Origin of the sequence: Kordia sp. (assembly GCF_022447245.1) — a bacterium.
Classification (GTDB): domain Bacteria; phylum Bacteroidota; class Bacteroidia; order Flavobacteriales; family Flavobacteriaceae; genus Kordia.
The window spans coordinates 1-18,375 of sequence record NZ_JAKVBC010000061.1; the positions used below are offsets into that span (position 1 = coordinate 1).

The window sequence follows — 18,375 nt, forward strand, 5'->3', positions numbered from 1 at the left end:
AATACTGTTAAAAATCTTACTTTTATAAATTTTACGGCTTTACCATATTTGCTTTACAGTTTTAATTTCAAAAATATAACACTACAGTAATTTGCTGTAAGAATTAATATCAAATTCCCTTTTAAAAATGGGCTATTTCAAAGGAATTTATAAATTACTTTTATCCTTACAAATAACAATAAAATACTTAATTTGTTTTGTTTTTTATTTGATTTTCGAAAAAAAAGGGGAAAAATCCCCTAAGTCGATACTACAAGTGATGTAAGAATTTTATTATTTTTAATAAATAACAATTTATCAAGAGAACAATATTACTTTCATTTTTGCTTTTTTTGATTACAATGAATGCTCAAGATTCTTTAACCTATGACAAAAATGGTTTAACTGACTATGTTGTTATAAAAGTTGATAGCATGTCGCCGACTGAATTATATGCAAAAACTAATGACTGCTATCAGTAATGAAGTGGTTCGACATATTGGAGAATTAGATGGATGGGAGTATATTGTTGCGCCAAAAACTATTGCGGCTCACAGAAGAGAAGTAACATCGATTAATGATAGTGTAAAGCCTAGAGCACATACTTTAGAAACATTTGATATTCCTGAAAACTGCAAGGTCATAAATTTATCAGGAAAAAAGCATATTCATAGAATAACAGAACTTGATAAAAACTAAGCCAATATAGTAATGTTTGACTACTCTTAATCATCCCCAATATTTATTCATCGATTCACTTACAGACCTTTGAGAAGTCTTTTTATATTTAATTAGGGTTTTCGGGTCTTTTATTCCTGTGATTTTCATAATTATATGATCTGGCATTCCTCTTTCTGCGGATAATGTAATAAACGTCCTCCTAGCTGTATGACTTGAAATCATTTCGTATTTAGGTCTGTATATTATCTCTTTATTAGAGCCTCTATAGATCGTTTCTTTTATGTTTTCATTAATCTCAGCTATTTCACATATCTCCTGTATATGCTCATTAAATTTTTGACTTGAAATTTTCGGTAGCTTCCAATTGTATTTATCAAGCAACTTCTTGAGTTTTGCATGTAACGGTATGAAACTTTCATTTTCTGTTTTCTCAGCTTTCTTGATTATCATTTCTCCTTTTAAATCAGCTTTTTCGAATACTGAGTAATCTGAAAATCTTTGTCCTGAATACACGCCTATCAAAAATAAATCTCTAACTCTCTCAAGTGATTCTCTGGGTAATTGTATTTTTTCTAAAATCACTACTTCTTGATTTGTTAAATGAACATCATCTGGTTGATATTTTTTAACAGTATTTTTAATTTTGGAGAGGTCTTTATTGTGATGCTTCCCATGCGCCCAATATAAAAATGTAAATAAGAAGTTTATATTTCTATGGAGCGTATTGTCATTATGAGGAGAGAAAGGCTTTCTTTTAATATTTCTTAAGAAGCCGCAATATTCATCAATCCAATCTTGAGAAATATCATCAAAACTTAATTTTTCATTTGCTTTTGATTCTGACCTTTTGTGATCTTCAAAATATTGAAGTTTCTTTTTTAGGTTTGAATATTTTTGGTTCCATGACTCAGACTGACCACCTGACTTATTTTTAGTATCAATAAAATCTTGTACAGCATCTACAACACCTAAAACAATTTTCTTACTTTTTTGGTGTTTGAAATGACCGTCAAAAATACTTTTTAAATAGACTCTAGTTACAGGACTATTTTTTTTAACACAATCTCTAATTGTAACTTCTAACAACTCACTGTACTGATCTAATATTGATTTCAAATAACGAGCTTTTACACCTGCAGCTCCTCTCTTAGATTGTGGAAGTCTATTACTAAAATCCCAATCATTAGGATTGATTTTTTGACCTGTAGGATACTTAAAATTCTTCTTTTCATCCTTCAAATATTGTATTAAAAAAATTGGTGTATCTTTATTTGATTTTGGTTCGTGAAGAAAAAAGTACATAAAAATATTGTTTTTCCAAAAATACAAATTGGAAAGTAAATTGGAAAGTAAATTTATATTTAAAGCACATTTTAATAGTATTAAGAAGATACCAAAACACATTCAATCCCTTTATTTATCTACATTTTACCAAAAAACACAAATTCAAAAGACAACACTTTCAAATCCCTCTTTCTCCGCTAAATTTTGTAACTAGCTTGTCACAGCTAGTTACAAAATACTTTTTAAAAAGAGTGTACAAATAGTGTACACGTTAATACTGATTTTCAACACTCCCGCAAGCATTTTAATTTTTAAACAAGATTAAGATGGAAAACTCAGTAAACTTCACAAAACCCAAATTAGTAGAATCTGATAAAAAAAGTGGATGGTATGTCTATTTCAGATATAACAAACGTTTGAAACGTTACAAACTTGGAATTAATCGCATAAAAGATATTGCTGAGCGCCGTAAAGAAGGAAGAGCTCTTGCAAGAGTTCTTCATGAAAAATTAAAAAATGGTTGGAACCCATTTGGCGAAGTAAAAGCCACAAATAAAAATATGCTTTTTACCGAAGCAATGGATTTCGGTCTAGAAAAAAAGAAAAAATACGTTGCTAAAAAAACATATTCCGGATATAGTGGAACTGTAAGCTTCACTAAAGAAGCAATTGAAAAGCTTTCCTTAAATTACCTTGTTGTTCACGAAGTAAAAAGAGTGCATATCAAAACAATCTTTGAAAAAGCTCAAATTCTTAATAATTGGTCAAACAAGTCATACAATAAGAATTTGAATTACCTAAGTGCTGTTTTAGACGAATTACTTGAATGGGATATACTAGAATACAATCCAGTTCATAAAATAAAAAGGCTTCCAGAGGAAGAAAGTACTGCAAACGAAACTGCTTCGGATTCCCAACATAAAGAAATAAAAACTAAACTGTCTTCTGATCATCCTTACTTTTTTAATTTTATAAAAACACTATATCATACAGGCATTCGTCCGAAAGAAATTTTATCCATTCAACTTCACATGATTGATTTGAACAGTTCAGAAATTAGGCTGCCACCTAAAATAACAAAGTCTGGAACAAAAAAAAGAAATGTTACGATAAACAAACATTTATGGGAGTTACTTTCTTCTATGGACCTTTCCATGTACCCAAAAGATTTTTATCTATTTGGTAGCTATCGAGAAAGTGGAAGAGGTAACGTTGGCAAGTTTATTGATTTTATTCCTGGACCAACTAAAATTAAAAGAGATACCGCCACTAAGCGTTGGAAGAAAATTGTTAAAGATGGGTTAAGTATTGATGTAAATATGTATTCTTACAAGCATAAAGGAGGAGATGATAAATTGAAAGCTGGTGTCGATCTTGATTCCATTAGAAATCAGTACGGCCATAGCGAAACCAAAATGACTGAGCGCTATGCAAAGGAGATTAAAGGGATCTACAAAAAAGACATAATTGATAAATCTCCAGAGTTTTAAATATTAGTTAGTTTTACTAATTATATCTCTACAGATTAAAAGCCTTTTATAAAATGACTTTGCAGTAGTTTCATGACAGTTTTTAAGAACTCGAATATGTGATTCTACAAATACTTTTGCATTATTTACATATTCTGCGTTATTCAAACTAAATCCTTCTTCAGATATTTCTATTGATTCAAAGTAATCAATAATATCAATGTAGTGCTGAGGAAGATACTTATTCATGATAATTAAAATAAAGTATTCATTTCAGGATAGTGAAACGGTTCTATGATGCTTGGTCTATCTGAGTTTACACTTCTTTTAAAAAGGTCATTAGATACAGCATAATCTTCAAATTCTTCGCCTGTAAAGGTCGTTGTTAATTCTTGGATATCGCCTTCTCTTAAATCAGGGTTAATCCATTCCATTTCATCCTTTTTATCTAAAATTAAAGGCATTCTATATTGCCCTTGCTTGTTCTTTTTATTGTGGATATGTTCAAAATATGGATTAGCTATTGTAGTAAGTATGGAAGCAGTATAAATATCATCCTCCATGTGGTTATAAATCCCTGCGAAAGCAAACGCCTCTTTGTTTTTATAACGAATGTAGTATGGGTATTTCTTACCTTGAAATTCATGCGGTTCAAAAAAACCATCAACTAAAATTAAACACCTGTTATTCAATGCGGGTTCTCTAAACAAAGGACTATCAAAAATAGCTTCACTCCTAGCATTTAAAGTATTCCAACTTTTCAATTGTGTAGAACGTTCTGAAATATCCATATATGAAGGCATGAGTCCCCAATATGCTGGTTTTATCAAGTATGGATCATCTTGTGTTATGATGTATAAAGATTTTGTTTCCCATCCATTAAAATGAAAATACGGTTCATATAATTCAGGATATTCCATTGTTGCATCGAAACGATGTTCTAATTGTACAGCTTTCTTGGTTTGACTACTGTGAAAACACATTTGTATTTATTTAGGGATTTATCTATTACAATTTACTACAATTATTTCATTTAAGCTTGTCGTGAAATTAGGTGACAAACGTTCCTGACGCATTTTCCAAGCGCGTTTTGGGTCTTGCGAACCAAGTTTTAAGGTATGACTGCCATATTTGCTGTTGAGCATATCTATGGTTTGCATTAACGGTTTGTGTCGTTGATTACTCTCTACAAACATGTTGAGCTGTTGATTGGTATCTGGAACAATTCCCATAACAATGACACCAGCTTTTTTGTATTGATATCCTTTTTTGAAAATTGCTTTTAATGCATGTTTGGCGTATTTGGCAATTACAATACTAGAATTGGTTGGATAAGGAAGTTTCACTACAATGTTCTTTTTATATTGCTGCAGGTCCTTACGAAATCCATTGGTTTTAATGAATACCATAATCAAATTACAACACGATTTTTGATTTCGAAGTTTCTCAGAACATTTCACTGAGAATGTCACCACGCGTTCGTTGAGACTTTCAAAATCTGAAATCATAACGGCAAAGCTGCGCGTGGTAGCAATTGCTTTTTTGTTTGTTACTTCTTCGAGTGTTTATGTAGGTATTCCTTCCAGATCCTTTTTAAGTCTCAATCCTACTACGGTAAATTCTTTTCGTATCCATTGATCGGAAGCCTCTGTGAATTGCAATGCGTTTTGAATACCGTATCTATTTAACTTTCTTGCATACCTTTCTCCTATTCCCCATATATCAGACACCTTAAGCCATTTTAAAGCCTTTTTTCGTTTGTATTCAGAATCCATTACATACACACCTTTGAATCTTTCAGGAAACTTCTTAGCGATTCTATTAGCTACTTTTGCCAGTGCTTTAGTTGGAGCAAAACCAACACTAATTGGTATTCCTTGTCCATTGGCTACTGCTTGTTTCATATTGAGTCCAATTTCATTAAAATTAAAGCGTTCATAGCCTTTAAAGTAGAGAAATGCTTCATCAATACTATACACTTCTATATCTGGTGTAAATTTCGAAAGTGTATTCATGATACGTTCGCTAAGGTCACCATACAAAGCATAATTGGAACTGAATACATTTATATTATGTTCTTCAAATGTTTTTTTGAAAAGATGTGCCACGGCTCCCATTGGGATTCCGAGCTTCTTTGATTCATTGGATCGTGCAATTACACAGCCATCATTGTTGGATAGCACAACTACAGGTTTTCCTTCTAATGAGGGATTAAAGACGCGCTCACATGATGCGTACATATTGTTAACATCTACTAGTGCATACATATTTTAGGGGTTTAGGGATTGTAAAATTATGTATGTATTTATAAAAAAATCAATTGGTCGGAGACTCATTCCTGTAGATGCAATATTCTGTTGTTTTTTATTACATAAATAGAATGAATATTTATAATTTTTCACCTGCCATAGTAATCTTTCCAATGTTTTAGTAATTTTTCAGCATGTTCAGTTGGAGTCACTTTAATATAGGTTAGAAAGCTTTTTTCAGTAGTATGACCTGTAATATTCATAATAGATAGCGTTGGAAAGTTCATTTTGTAAAGATTGGTAGCAAACGAACGTCTACACGTGTGAGAACTTACTAATTTGTATTTCGGGTACATTTTTATTTCTTTTCGCTTGGTTTTAGGATTCATTAGTGATCCTTTGACCATTTTTGTAAGACCAATTTCCTTACATACGTCTTTGAAATACAAGTTGAATTTTACATCTGATATCATTCTTGGCATACCTCTTTTTTCAATCACTTCTTTTATATGATGATGCAAAGGAATCACTACCTTTATCCCCGATGAATGAAGTGTCTTTTTTGGCTGTACTGTAATAAAATCTTCGTTCTGTTTTATTTCAGGTAACGATAAAAAGTCAGAAACGCGAAGCCCAGTCCACAAACCAATAATAGCTAAATCTCTGCAATTTTGTAAACGATCATTCTCTGAAAAATCATGATTAAAAAGTAATTCTATCTATTGTTCATTCAAAGCAATGTAAATACTTTCTTCTTTGAGAACTGTAAAATTAGATTTTTTGAAATCTGGGTGTACCTCATACCCAAACTCTTCAGCCTTATTTAAAAATACTTTAGTATTTTTGATTAGATCACCAACAGTATTAACCGCATAACCTCGGTTATTTTTTAGGTAATCAATTAGGCTGTCATAAACAGAAAGAGTAAACTTATCAATCCTAATTCTTTTCTTGGAAAACTCTTCGTATTCTTTGATTCTATTATTTGTTTTTTTGTAGTGTTTTATTTTTGTGAGATTATATTTTTTCTTTGTATTACGATTGGTAAGTTCTGGAGCTTTATCAGTAAAGTCATCGACAAAATCTGTGAAATAAATAAATTTAGAAGAAGTGGCCTCTGGTTTAAAATGTTCCAAAAACTTACTTTTTAGATTTTCTTTGCTAGGGACAATTTTGTTTAAGTCAAAATAAGACAACGTTTTATCTAAAAAATTAACATATTCCTGTAATTTACGATTAATAGAACTCAAATCTGACCGACCTCTAGTGGCTCTTGCCATTTTAGTATTTTTGTCCCAATCGCCAGGATAAATTGTTAAACCAGTCGAAAAAACGAAACGCCCTTCTGTTTTGGAAATAAAATATCTTAAAATAATTAAAGTATCTTTGTCGCCTTTAGGTTCTTTTAAATTGAAGTACATTAGTAGATGTTGTTTTTGCAATACAAATATAATTAGTTGCCACTACAGTTGCCACTAAAACCCTATTTTGTTTGTTTTAACAAAAAATAAAACCTAACTACATCCATTGAAAACAAAGGCAAACCCTTTTAAACAAAGGATATTAAAAAAATAAGACCTGTTTTATCGTGTTCCTGCCGAGGTCACAGGAGCGGACAAATTAACATTTTTGTTTTTTTGTCCGCTTTTATTTTCACTGAAACGTATTGATAAAGAACGTGTTAATTCAAATACTGAATTTACTTTTTGGGTTCGAACTGCATCATTTTTTCGATCATACACAATTCCATCGGGGAACATGAGTTTTTGGAACTTTTGTTTCTCATTGTAATTCTCTAATCTCCAAATATTGTGCAAATTACAGAGCAATTCTAAAGAATTATCAATGTAAATATCGAGGTTCAAACTATCTAAACTGTTTTTTTGAATTTCTTGTTCGATTCCTTCTTTTTCATCCTTGTATTTCTTTGCATATTTCGATATAAACTTCCATCTATTTCTCCGATTACAAAGCGTTCTTCAATCTTGTTGATATTTTCCTTGATACCTTTCAAATTATACTTTAAACGTGCTATATTGTCTTAATTCGAGGTGTTGAAGTATTAAAATGTATATTTCAATTGTGTTTTTAATGGAGCGATTAATTTTTCATCAATCTGATGTAGATTTAAAATATCGGTAAACTTACCATGTAGATCATTTGCATTTTTGTTGCATGAACAGCCTACAGTTTTACATTTGTAATAGTAGATATTCTTTTTCTTTGCTAAATATGTTAGTGGACTTTCACAAGCTGCACAAGTAGTAAATACTTTTAAAGGTAAATTCTCATTTGCTTTGTTGTGTTTTGATTTATGATTCTTTGCTTCTTGGATTCCATGTACTTTCAGAAATAACGCTTTCGATACAATAGGTTTGTGTTTTCCTTCTACTACTTGATCATCTAATATACTATGAGAAATCAGTCCACAATACACGACATTATGAAACATATCAGTTAATCGTTGACGATAAATTTTAAGTCCATACTTTTCTAATCGTTTAATGATTTCAACATTGGACAGATTTTCATTTGCTTTCCATTGAAACGCTTTTAGGGACTAAATGTGCTTTATCACTCGGAATCATAATCGGAATGCTCTTTTCATCTCTCGTATTCTTATATCCGATTGGTGCCGTTCCCATCCAGTATCCATTCAATAAACGATGACGCATTCCTGTGATGGTTTTATAACGTAGTTGATCATTATCATATTTGCTAAACAATAAATTCAAATTTTGATAAAAACGACCTGTGGAAGTTTGTGTATCTGCGGGTTGTGTCACCGCTACTAAATTGATTCCAATACGACGAATTTTAGCAGGTGTATTAATAGCACTTTCCCCTGCACGTGAAAAACGATCTGTACTGTAGACAATAATATTGGCTATTTTTTTCTTTTTTACCAAAGTAAGCATACGTTGAAACTCTTCGCGATCATCTGTTTTAGCACTTTCATTTGTGCCACCAAAATATCCGCAGACTTCCATACCGTTTTTATCAGCATATTCACTACAATATTTTAATTGACTATCTAAACTTCTATTATCTCTTTGTTTGATATCTGAAACTCTTGTGAAGAAAACGGCTTTATTATTGCTAATGGTTTGATGCTTACTTCGCTTTGCGATACTTTAAAATTGATTCAGATTGCTCATAGTTTGTAATGATGTTATGAGTTAATAATTATAGTTCTTTGAGTGTTTGTATGATATGTTCAGCTTCTTCTAAAGATATATCAGCCTAACCATCGAAGCTTTTTAATTCTTCAATGGAGATTGTTTTTAAGGTTGATATATCTTTTACATTTTTCATATTAGGAATTAACGATATGATGAATTGCTGTAACTATGACAACAATTTGTAATTTCCTTATGTGACCTGTAAAACTAGTTGAGATTACATTTTCCATATTACAGAAAAATGAAATTCAAAATCAACTACTCTATATTTGTTTGGTAATCAAAATCTTACAGCTCCAATCTAAAGGAAATCACTTATCTTACTATTTTCAATTCATTTGTTAAACTATCTTTGCAAAGATCAAAAGAAAGAAAATAGCATTTGTTGGTTTCAGTTGGATTTCGTCGGTCTAGGTTACATTGATTTTAAAAAATATGCCTTGATTTTTTTGTTGCAAACTGTTGCATTTCGTTGTAATTTCTGTTGATTCTTGTTGAAAATCATTGAAAACTGTTGATTTTTTGTTGAGTTTACTAAAAAGATTGATAATTATATATTTATGTTGTTTGATCGCAGTTTATCTTCCTTTGATCGTAGTTTATCTTCCTTTGGACAAATATTTCTCAACGATTACTGCTGTTTTATTATTTTTCGCCGGACATAAAAGATATTGTAACTTAAACATCTGACCTCCTAAAAATATTCGTGACTGAATATTTTTTGTTGATTTCAATTGTTTGATTATCAGTGTTTTGTTAGTAAATTTTAAGATAATTTTAAGAATCCGAACTCTAAATACATCGTTTTTTTTACTTCATTTTGACACAACACATCTACTATCTTTGATGGCTTACTTTAACCCCGAACCATAAAATTGAAAATATGAAAGCAAGAAATAGAATAGATATTATTGTTTGTTTATTTTTCTCAATTAGCACAATTTATAGCCAAGATATTCTGATTAGTCAGGGAGGAACCGTATCTGTTGATGGAACTGAAATGTTTTACGATGCTGGAGGATCTACAGGAAATGATGGAAATACTAATTATACAATTACATTAACACCTTCAATAGCAGGAAAAGCAGTCTGTGTTGACTTTACATCATTTGTTTCTTTCTTAGAGGTAGATATATTTGCAACAGCTGATTATATAAGAAATGCAGATAGACTAGAAATATATGATGGCTCTACTACTGCTGGTCCTTTAATTGGATCACTACAAGGTGACTATTCTGGTGCTTACAGTACTGTTCCAACTCCCAATCGTTCTGGACAACGTGCTGCTAATGGATTTCCTGCTGAATTTAAACCAGGTAAGTTTTGCGCTTCAAATGTAAATGGAACTTTAACGTTCAGTTTTATTAATATTCAATCAAACACAACGCCTGGTTGGGAAGCAAATATTTCACTTTTTGATGTCGCTTCCATTGGATGTACAGTAGATATCAATGCAAATCCAACTTCAATATGTACAGGAGGCACCACAACACTTACTGCAAATGGAGTTGTTGGTTCCGCTACATTAACAAACGATTTTAATACAGGTGTTTTAGGAACTGGCTGGACAGGTACAAATGGTTCTTTTTCATTTTTTAATCAATTAGGATGTGAGCCAAATTTAAATAATACTACTGTTAATGATGGATCTTTATACGTATGGATGCAAAATACCAGCGGAGTTAGGCAACTTACATCACAGAACTTTGATATATCCAATGGAGGTGTAATTGCTTTTGACATGAGAATGGCTTCAGATGATAATGGAGGGAATGGTTGTGAATCAACAGATCAAGATGAAGGAGTATATTTGCAATATTCAACAGATAATGGTCTTAGTTGGACAACGTTTAAATATATTTTCCCATGTGATGAAGCAGATTTTGGTTACAAGGGAGTAGGCGATTATATTTTTGATTGGACAACAATTACTCAACCTATTCCTGCTTTGGCGGAAACAGCCAATACTAGTTTTAGATGGATTCAAGGTTCAAATTCAAGTGGAAATACTGATAGTTGGGGAATTGATAATGTAAATATCATTACTAAAAATCCAACAACATTAACCATAACAGATTTATCAACTAATACGGTGATTGCTACTTCTGCTTTGTCAACTCTTTCTATTGATGTTAGTCCATCTACAACAACTAATTATAGAGCAACTATTACAGATGGAGTTTCAACCTGTTCTGAAGATATAACCGTAACAGTAAATTCTGGAGCGGCAACAACAATAGCGTATTCAGCTAACTCATATTCAACGAGTGATCCCAATCAATCTATATCAGTTACAAATGGTCCAGTAACAGGATCGTACTTATCATCTCCAACTGGATTAACTATTGATGCAACAACTGGTGAGATTACTACAAGCACAAGCTCTCCCGGAGCATATAATATATCAGTACCAACAGCTTGTGGCACAGTGGATACGAACGTCATCATTACATTGTCAACATCAAATATAATATATACTTGTTCAGGAACTTTTACAGATTCTGGCGATGCGGGTAATTACGATAACAATGAATCTTGGTCAGTAACTTATTGCCCAGATACTCCGGGAGATATAATTCAAATTGATTTTTTATCTTTCAGCACAGAAGATAGCTTCACAGGAGCATGCTACGATTATTTAAACTTTTGGCAAGGAATTGAAGCCAATCCTGAAACAGCAACCCCAGATACTCAATATTGCGGAACATTACCACCTTTTAGTATAACCTCTACAAGTCCTGATGGTTGTTTAACATTTTATTTTGAATCAGATTCTTCTGTTACCGATTCAGGTTGGTTAGCTAATGTATCTTGTTTTTCTCCATGCACACCTCCGGTAGCAGCCTTGGTCGACGCTTCAATGGTTGACATATGCGGACCAGATTCAAATACCCCAGGATCTTTAACTGTAAATTTTGATGCTTCTAACTCTACTGCAGCACCAGGGCAAACAATAATATCTTATGAATGGGATTTTGGTGACGGAACTACTGCCACAACAGCAAATCCCATAGTTTCTCACACATACCCGTCTGATGATGAAATTTACATAGCTTCTGTATCTGTGAGGGATGATAATACCTCCCAGAATCCTCTAGGATGTAAAAGCACCAATGCTATCACAAAATTAATACGCATTTTACCAGATCCAGATTTTACAGGATCATCCACTATTATAGACATAAATTGTGGTGAAAGTGCAAATCTTGTAGGATTAGTAACATCACAAACAGAAACCCAAGAAACTCCTGTTTTTAATGCTGCTACTATTAATTTACCAGATGGGACGGGTGTTGCTTATACTTCGACCATAGATTTTACTGGTTTTTTCACAAGTGGAGCAACGATGTCTGCTAGTTGTTATCCGGTTTTAACATTTGATATTGAACACTCAGCTACACAAGATCTTGAAATTACATTAATTTCTCCAACTGGAGAATCTGTAGTAGTTTTTGATCGTTTAGGAGATCTGGTAGATCCTACTGGTTTTGGAGCTTGTGTAAATCAAGCTGATGATGGCGTTCCCGGATGTTCAACGACTTATTCTATAGTTCATAGTGGAGGAGCAGATTGGAATGATGCATCATCACATACAACTACATCAACACCTTGTGCTACCTATACAGGTCCTTGCTCACCCATTGGACCATGGCCAAATATAGGCTATTATTATGTGTCTCAAACATACACTTCTGACAACCCTTTTACGACTCTAGATGGAGCTGATTTAAATGGTGTTTGGACTTTAGAAATTAAAGATCATGAAGTAAATGATGATGGTGTACTGGAAACATGGTCTTTATCATTTCCTCAATCCTGTTACTCACTTGAAACTGTAACTCCAGATTTAACGACGGCAGTATGGTCACATTTGGGCACAGGACCAGCAGTTTCTGGTCAAACAACATCATCTACCAATGTAACAGATCCAGGAGCTGATATATGTCCAACTTCAGGAACTTGTACTGGAACTGAATTAAGTAATGACATTACAATTGGTCCATTTTCTGATGCAGGATCTTTTACATACACCTTTACCGCAACAGATGAGTTTGGTTGCGAATATGAACATGATGTTACTGTCAATGTTGCTCCTTGTTTGTGTACTATTTCAGGCACTTTATCTGCCTGCGTTGGAAATACGACCCAGTTAACTGGATCGGGAACAGCTAATGCATCCAATCCTTGGATTTCATCAGATACAGCAGTGGCAACAGTAAGTGATACAGGATTAGTAACTGGAGTAAGTGATGGTACAACAGATATAACCTACACTGATACCAATGGTTGTATGGTAACAGAAACTGTAACAATTAATGCGCTTTTATCTCCGACTATTAGTTGTGGTTCAGCAACCTTAAGTTCTACTCAATTCGATTGGACGGCAGTTCCCGGAGCTACTTCCTATACTGTTTCTTATCAGATAGGAATAAATCCAATTGTGAATATTGGAAATATAGGAAATGTTTTGACCTACACAGCATCCTCAACAGGTTCCAATCCAATCAATCCAGGTGATACAGTAGAAATTACAGTAACCCCTATCGGTGCTTCAGGAACATGTTTAGAATCAGCTAGTTTGCAATGTACTGCAACAAATTGTTCGCCTCCATTGCTTGTTTTGTCTTCAGCAGCAGGAACAGACATACAAACGATATGTGAAAATACACCCATAGTTCCAATTACTTATACATTAACATCAGGAACTTCCGGTGCCACAGGTGTTTTATTATCTTCAGGTACATTTCCAGCAGGAATAACTGGCTCATTTACTTCAGGAGTTTTTACTATTAGTGGAACACCAACAACGGCTGTAGGTTCTCCATTTAGTTACACTTTGACAACTACGGGTGGATGTTCAAATCTTTCTGTAGTGGGAAATATTACAGTCAACTCACAAGTAACCCCAACATTTACGCAAGTAGCCGATATTTGTGAAGGAGATACTTTAGCAGCTTTACCATTAGTTTCAAACAATGGAATAAGTGGAACTTGGTCACCAGCATTGGATAATACTGCTACAACGTTATACACGTTTACACCAGATACCGGTGAATGCGCAACAGTGCAGACAATGACTATTACGGTAGTGTCAATAACTGCTAATTCTTCTCCAGCACCTTTAGAATATTGCGATACAGACAATGACGGTTTTGGGCTTTTTATTTTGAGTGATGCCACAGCTCAAATTACAGGTGGATCGACAGACGTTATAGTAACCTTTTATGAAACACCAGAAGATGCAGACAATGCTGTAAACTCATTAATGGATGCTTATACAAATATTAATGATTACAATCAAACGATTTATGTTCGTGTATCAAGTATTACTGGTGACTGTTTCAATGTAGTTCCTTTAAATTTAATTGTACATGATGCGCCAGAGATTGCAGCGATTGATGCAACTAGTTTAGCTGAATGTGACAATAATACTGATGGAATTGCACAGTTTGATTTAACAGAAAGTGAAATGGATATTCTAAATGGAGAAGATCCTATGACACATACAATTCGTTATTATAACACGCAGGTAAATGCTATTGCTGGAACTACTACGGGAGAAATCAATAATACAAATGCGTACAGTAACACTCCACCAAGTCCAGAAATAATTTGGGTACGTGTGGAAGATCAAAATACAGGTTGTGTTGGTATTACCAACTTAACATTGATAGTCAATGAACTTCCAGTTCTTGTACAGCTTACAGGTTTGGAACTTTGTGATGCTAGTAGCTTAAATGACGGTATGGAAGTATTTGATTTAACTTCATTAGCTGAAGATTTACTAAATAGCATGCCAGGTATTAGCTTGCAATACTATGCAAGTGCAGCAGATTTAACGAACAATATACCAATTGCTAATCCAACAATGTATAGCAATGTGGAGGTTGGAGTACAGACAATCTTTGTAAAGGGAACCAATGATACTACAGGTTGTGAAAACACTATTACCTTCGACATTCGTGTAAACCCGCTGCCAAGCCCAACACTAGATCCAAATGGGATGTTAACAGCTGATATCTGTGATGATGATAATGATGGATTTGCTAGTTTTGATTTAACGGGTTTAACAAGTGCTATTATCAACAATGAACCAGATGTAGTATATACTTTTCATGAAACAGAAATAGGTGCCAACAATAATTTAGACGCACTGACAAGTCCATACACTAACATTGTAATGGATACTCAAACCTTATATGTATTGGCTACCAATACTGTAACAGGATGTTTTACAGTAACACCACTAATCTTAAGCGTAAGTCAAATTCCAGAATTGCCTCTAAATATTACAGATCTAACGGTTTGTGATCAGGCAGATAGTTTAAATGGAATTACAATGTTTGATTTGACTCAGACACAAACAGAAATCTATGGGACTCAAACACCAGGAGATTATACACTAACTTATCATGAGAGTGAAACAGATGCAATAAATGAATCAAATCCAATAGTGAACTTAACGAGTTACACTAACATTATAGCGAATCAGCAAACGATTTGGGTACGATTAGAACACAATACGACTAATTGTTATGCTATTGGAAGTTTTGACCTTATTGTAGCTGGACCTCCAGTATTAGTACAACCAACACCATTTGCTTTATGTGATGATGCAGAAAGTGGTGATCAAAGTGATGAACTTACAACTTTTAATTTAACCGATAAGTATTTGGAAATTACAGGCGGCGACACCAGTTTAACACTTTCTTACTATGCGAATGCAGTTGATCTAGCTAGTGATACTCCTATTGTTGACCCAACAGCTTATCAAAATTTAGAAAACCTACAAATACTCTACATCAGAGCTATCAATGCAGCTGGATGTACCACAGATATCACTATGACATTGCGCGTACTTCCAATTCCAACACCTAACCCAATGCCTGAACCGCTCATGGAGTGTGATGATGATATTGATGGTATTTTAACCTTTGATCTAACTTTGTCAGAGGCAGAGATTGTGGATAATGAAAACAATGTAACAGTGAGCTATCATGTAACACAGATGGATGCTGCCGACAATCTGAACCCGATTATAGATCCAACCATGCATATGGTAGATATGGCAACAGCCAATGCAAATGGACAGGTGATTATTTATGTGCGTGTGCAGAGTGATGTTCAGATTGATAGTAACATGTTACCTTGTTATACCATTGTAGAATTGCCAGTAATTGTGCATCCGCTACCAGTACTTACTGATACCGCTTTTAACTTTGTATTCTGTGAATATGACGCTGATAATACAGGACAGTTTGATTGGGATGTAGTTACAGCCTCACTTAATTTACTAACTGCTCCACAGGATATGAATGACTTTACTGTAAGTTATCATTCAACAGTAGCAGATGCTTTAGCTGGTACATCAGCTCTAACCAATGGGTTTGAAAATACAACTGATCCACAGACAGTATTTATCAGAGTGGAAAATACTACTACTGGATGTGTCAATACGAATAACATTGCAAGTTTAGAACTTAGTGTAGAGCCAATTCCAACGGCAACTGCGCCATCCACTTATGAGTTATGTGCTGCAAGTGAAACAGATCAAAATACAGCGGTTTTTGATTTAACAAGTTTGGATGCAGTTATTATAAACGGTCAAACCGATATGGTAGTATCTTATTATGAAACAGCTATGGATGCAGCTACAAATATAAATGCTATTGTTAATGCTGATTCGTATACAAATACATCCAATCCGCAGATTTTATATGCAAATGTACGTCAAACCATCACTGGATGCATCTCCGATCCAATTATAGTAAATCTACAAGTAAATCCATTACCTGTCTTTACGTTACCAGCAGATGATATTTTATGTATAGATGCAGACACAGGAATCGCTTTAGAAACTAGAACTATTGGTGTAGACTTTGGAGTTGGATTCACATATCAATGGACAACACCGAATGGAACAGCAACCACTGCCACAGTTGAAGTTACCACCATTGGAACATACAGTGTTATAATAACGGATGAAAATCATCCAACCAATTGTACCTATACTGATAGTGTTACCTATGAAGCATCATCGGCACCAAGTGTACTTGATATTCAAATTACAACACCAGCCTTTGCAGACATACACAATGTAACAGCAACTGCTTCAGGTGGTTCAGGGAATTATGAGTATCAATTGGATGATGGAGAATGGCAAGTAAATGGTGAATTTCTAGATCTTCAACCGGGAGAACATGTCATTATTGTAAGAGATACCAATGGATGTGGAGAATTAGTAAAAGGCTTTTTAGTTATAGATTATATGAAGTTCTTTACACCAAATGGAGATGCTTATAATCCAACATGGAATATCATTGGATTACAAAATCAATCAAGTGCTAAAATATACATCTTTGATAGGTATGGAAAACTGCTTAAGCAGATTAGTCCTTCTGGACAAGGATGGGATGGGACTTTCAATGGAAACCCAATGCCGTCTAATGATTATTGGTTCAAAGTTGAATATGTAGATCCTTTTGATGGATCATCAAAAGAATTTAAAAATCATTTTACACTCAAAAGATAATGTGATTTATTAAGAATTGGATAGTATTGAATAATAAGAATTTCTAACTGTTATTTTCTTAAAATTAATTAAATAACAGTTAGGAAGCATTAGATTTTACATAGTTTATATAAAAACAATTCGAAACACTTGATGTTAAAATTCCCGATGCTTCTAGTTCTGTAGATAATTTTTCAAACTCTTTCAATTTGATCTTTGAATTGGGATTTTTTGAAATTTTAGAGATAATATTTATTATTTTCTTTTCAATAGCATTAATCTTAAAAATGGGAAGATACTTTTTTCTAAAACCATCAATATTATAGAGAGTTACATCATAATTTTCTAATTCAAAATGAATGATAATATTCATAAGCTCAGTTTTGATATAAACTGAAGGCTTTTGTTTTAATTTATACTCATTAAATATGGTGTTAATAAACTTTAATGCGGCTGAAAGATTTTTATTAAGAAAGTGAATACAAGCAAAAATATAGTACAAATCTATATAATAATAGGGCTCTATTTTATACTTGTTTTTTAATATTGTTTCTTTTATTTTGATCATAGTTTCATGAGCTACAGCAATATTATTATTAAAAATGAAGTGTTCTAACTCAGCTTTTGATGTGTGAAAAAAAATGCGTTCTTCAATTACATCTTTTTTAAAACTTAATGTTGAATCGAGGCTCCTCAGTGTGTTTATTTTTTCATAAAAAATAGAGCTTTCATAATTTTTATGGATGTCAATTATTCTAATGTAAATTGATATAAAATCCAAAGGATTCTCTTTTTTGTATTGAACATTATTATTAAAAACTAGTATTGTTTTATTTAAAAATAGCAATTCATTATGCAAATCTTTTTCAGTAAAATAAAAATTTGAAAATATCAAATAAAAGAAAACCTGTGATTGTATAGACATCAAATCATTAATACTGGTCATTCCCCCATTCAGAGGACAGGTTTTATGCTAAGTTAAGTGAATAATCATATATCAAGCTACTTGTTTATTTTTC

General features: G+C 33.1%; 13 protein-coding genes. 3 read left to right on the forward strand and 10 right to left on the reverse strand.

Annotated elements, in window-relative coordinates:
* The first annotated feature begins 444 nt into the window (after positions 1 to 444).
* Entirely contained in the window at positions 445 to 678 is a 234-nt protein-coding gene (locus tag MK119_RS23450; RefSeq protein ID WP_290684032.1) for a hypothetical protein, read from the forward strand.
* A gap of 30 nt (positions 679 to 708) precedes the next feature.
* On the opposite strand, the gene MK119_RS23455 is transcribed toward MK119_RS23450, so the two are convergent.
* Positions 709 to 1,962, reverse strand: a complete 1,254-nt coding sequence (locus MK119_RS23455) for a phage integrase SAM-like domain-containing protein (protein WP_290684034.1) — start codon at positions 1,960 to 1,962, stop codon at positions 709 to 711.
* A gap of 308 nt (positions 1,963 to 2,270) precedes the next feature.
* Here MK119_RS23455 and MK119_RS23460 point away from each other — a divergent pair, with 308 nt between their 5' ends.
* Positions 2,271 to 3,434 carry a tyrosine-type recombinase/integrase gene (locus tag MK119_RS23460; protein WP_290684036.1) on the forward strand — a complete coding sequence of 388 codons (1,164 nt, stop codon included), beginning with the start codon at positions 2,271 to 2,273 and terminating at the stop codon, positions 3,432 to 3,434.
* A gap of 233 nt (positions 3,435 to 3,667) precedes the next feature.
* Here MK119_RS23460 and MK119_RS23465 read toward each other — a convergent pair whose 3' ends face one another.
* From MK119_RS23465 to MK119_RS23495, 8 genes are all read right to left on the reverse strand, one after another.
* Complete coding sequence (locus MK119_RS23465; protein ID WP_290684038.1) at positions 3,668 to 4,396, reverse strand: SOS response-associated peptidase; 729 nt, start codon at positions 4,394 to 4,396, stop codon at positions 3,668 to 3,670.
* An 18-nt stretch (positions 4,397 to 4,414) separates the two neighbouring features.
* Positions 4,415 to 4,948: a DUF4113 domain-containing protein gene (locus tag MK119_RS24480; protein WP_366512866.1), complete on the reverse strand. Its 534-nt coding sequence runs from the start codon at positions 4,946 to 4,948 to the stop codon at positions 4,415 to 4,417.
* Between the two features lie 30 nt (positions 4,949 to 4,978).
* A complete protein-coding gene (locus tag MK119_RS24485) occupies positions 4,979 to 5,680 on the reverse strand; it encodes a Y-family DNA polymerase (RefSeq protein ID WP_366512865.1) in 702 nt (233 codons plus the stop codon).
* A 131-nt stretch (positions 5,681 to 5,811) separates the two neighbouring features.
* Positions 5,812 to 6,381 carry a tyrosine-type recombinase/integrase gene (locus MK119_RS23475; RefSeq protein ID WP_290684048.1) on the reverse strand — a complete coding sequence of 190 codons (570 nt, stop codon included), beginning with the start codon at positions 6,379 to 6,381 and terminating at the stop codon, positions 5,812 to 5,814.
* Positions 6,382 to 7,083, reverse strand: a complete 702-nt coding sequence (locus MK119_RS23480) for a phage integrase SAM-like domain-containing protein (RefSeq protein WP_290684040.1) — start codon at positions 7,081 to 7,083, stop codon at positions 6,382 to 6,384.
* 162 nt (positions 7,084 to 7,245) lie between these two features.
* Entirely contained in the window at positions 7,246 to 7,527 is a 282-nt protein-coding gene (locus tag MK119_RS23485) for a hypothetical protein (RefSeq protein WP_290684042.1), read from the reverse strand.
* 197 nt (positions 7,528 to 7,724) lie between these two features.
* Entirely contained in the window at positions 7,725 to 8,186 is a 462-nt protein-coding gene (locus MK119_RS23490) for a recombinase family protein (RefSeq protein ID WP_366512867.1), read from the reverse strand.
* Positions 8,187 to 8,190: 4 nt separating this feature from the next.
* Entirely contained in the window at positions 8,191 to 8,793 is a 603-nt protein-coding gene (locus tag MK119_RS23495; protein ID WP_366512868.1) for a recombinase family protein, read from the reverse strand.
* Between the two features lie 934 nt (positions 8,794 to 9,727).
* On the opposite strand from MK119_RS23495, the gene MK119_RS23500 reads away from it, so the two are divergent.
* Positions 9,728 to 17,377 (forward strand): T9SS type B sorting domain-containing protein, encoded by a 7,650-nt coding sequence (locus MK119_RS23500; RefSeq protein WP_290684044.1) that lies wholly within the window; start codon positions 9,728 to 9,730, stop codon positions 17,375 to 17,377.
* Between the two features lie 79 nt (positions 17,378 to 17,456).
* On the opposite strand, the gene MK119_RS23505 is transcribed toward MK119_RS23500, so the two are convergent.
* Complete coding sequence (locus tag MK119_RS23505) at positions 17,457 to 18,302, reverse strand: hypothetical protein (protein ID WP_290684046.1); 846 nt, start codon at positions 18,300 to 18,302, stop codon at positions 17,457 to 17,459.
* Between the last annotated feature and the right edge of the window lie 73 nt (positions 18,303 to 18,375).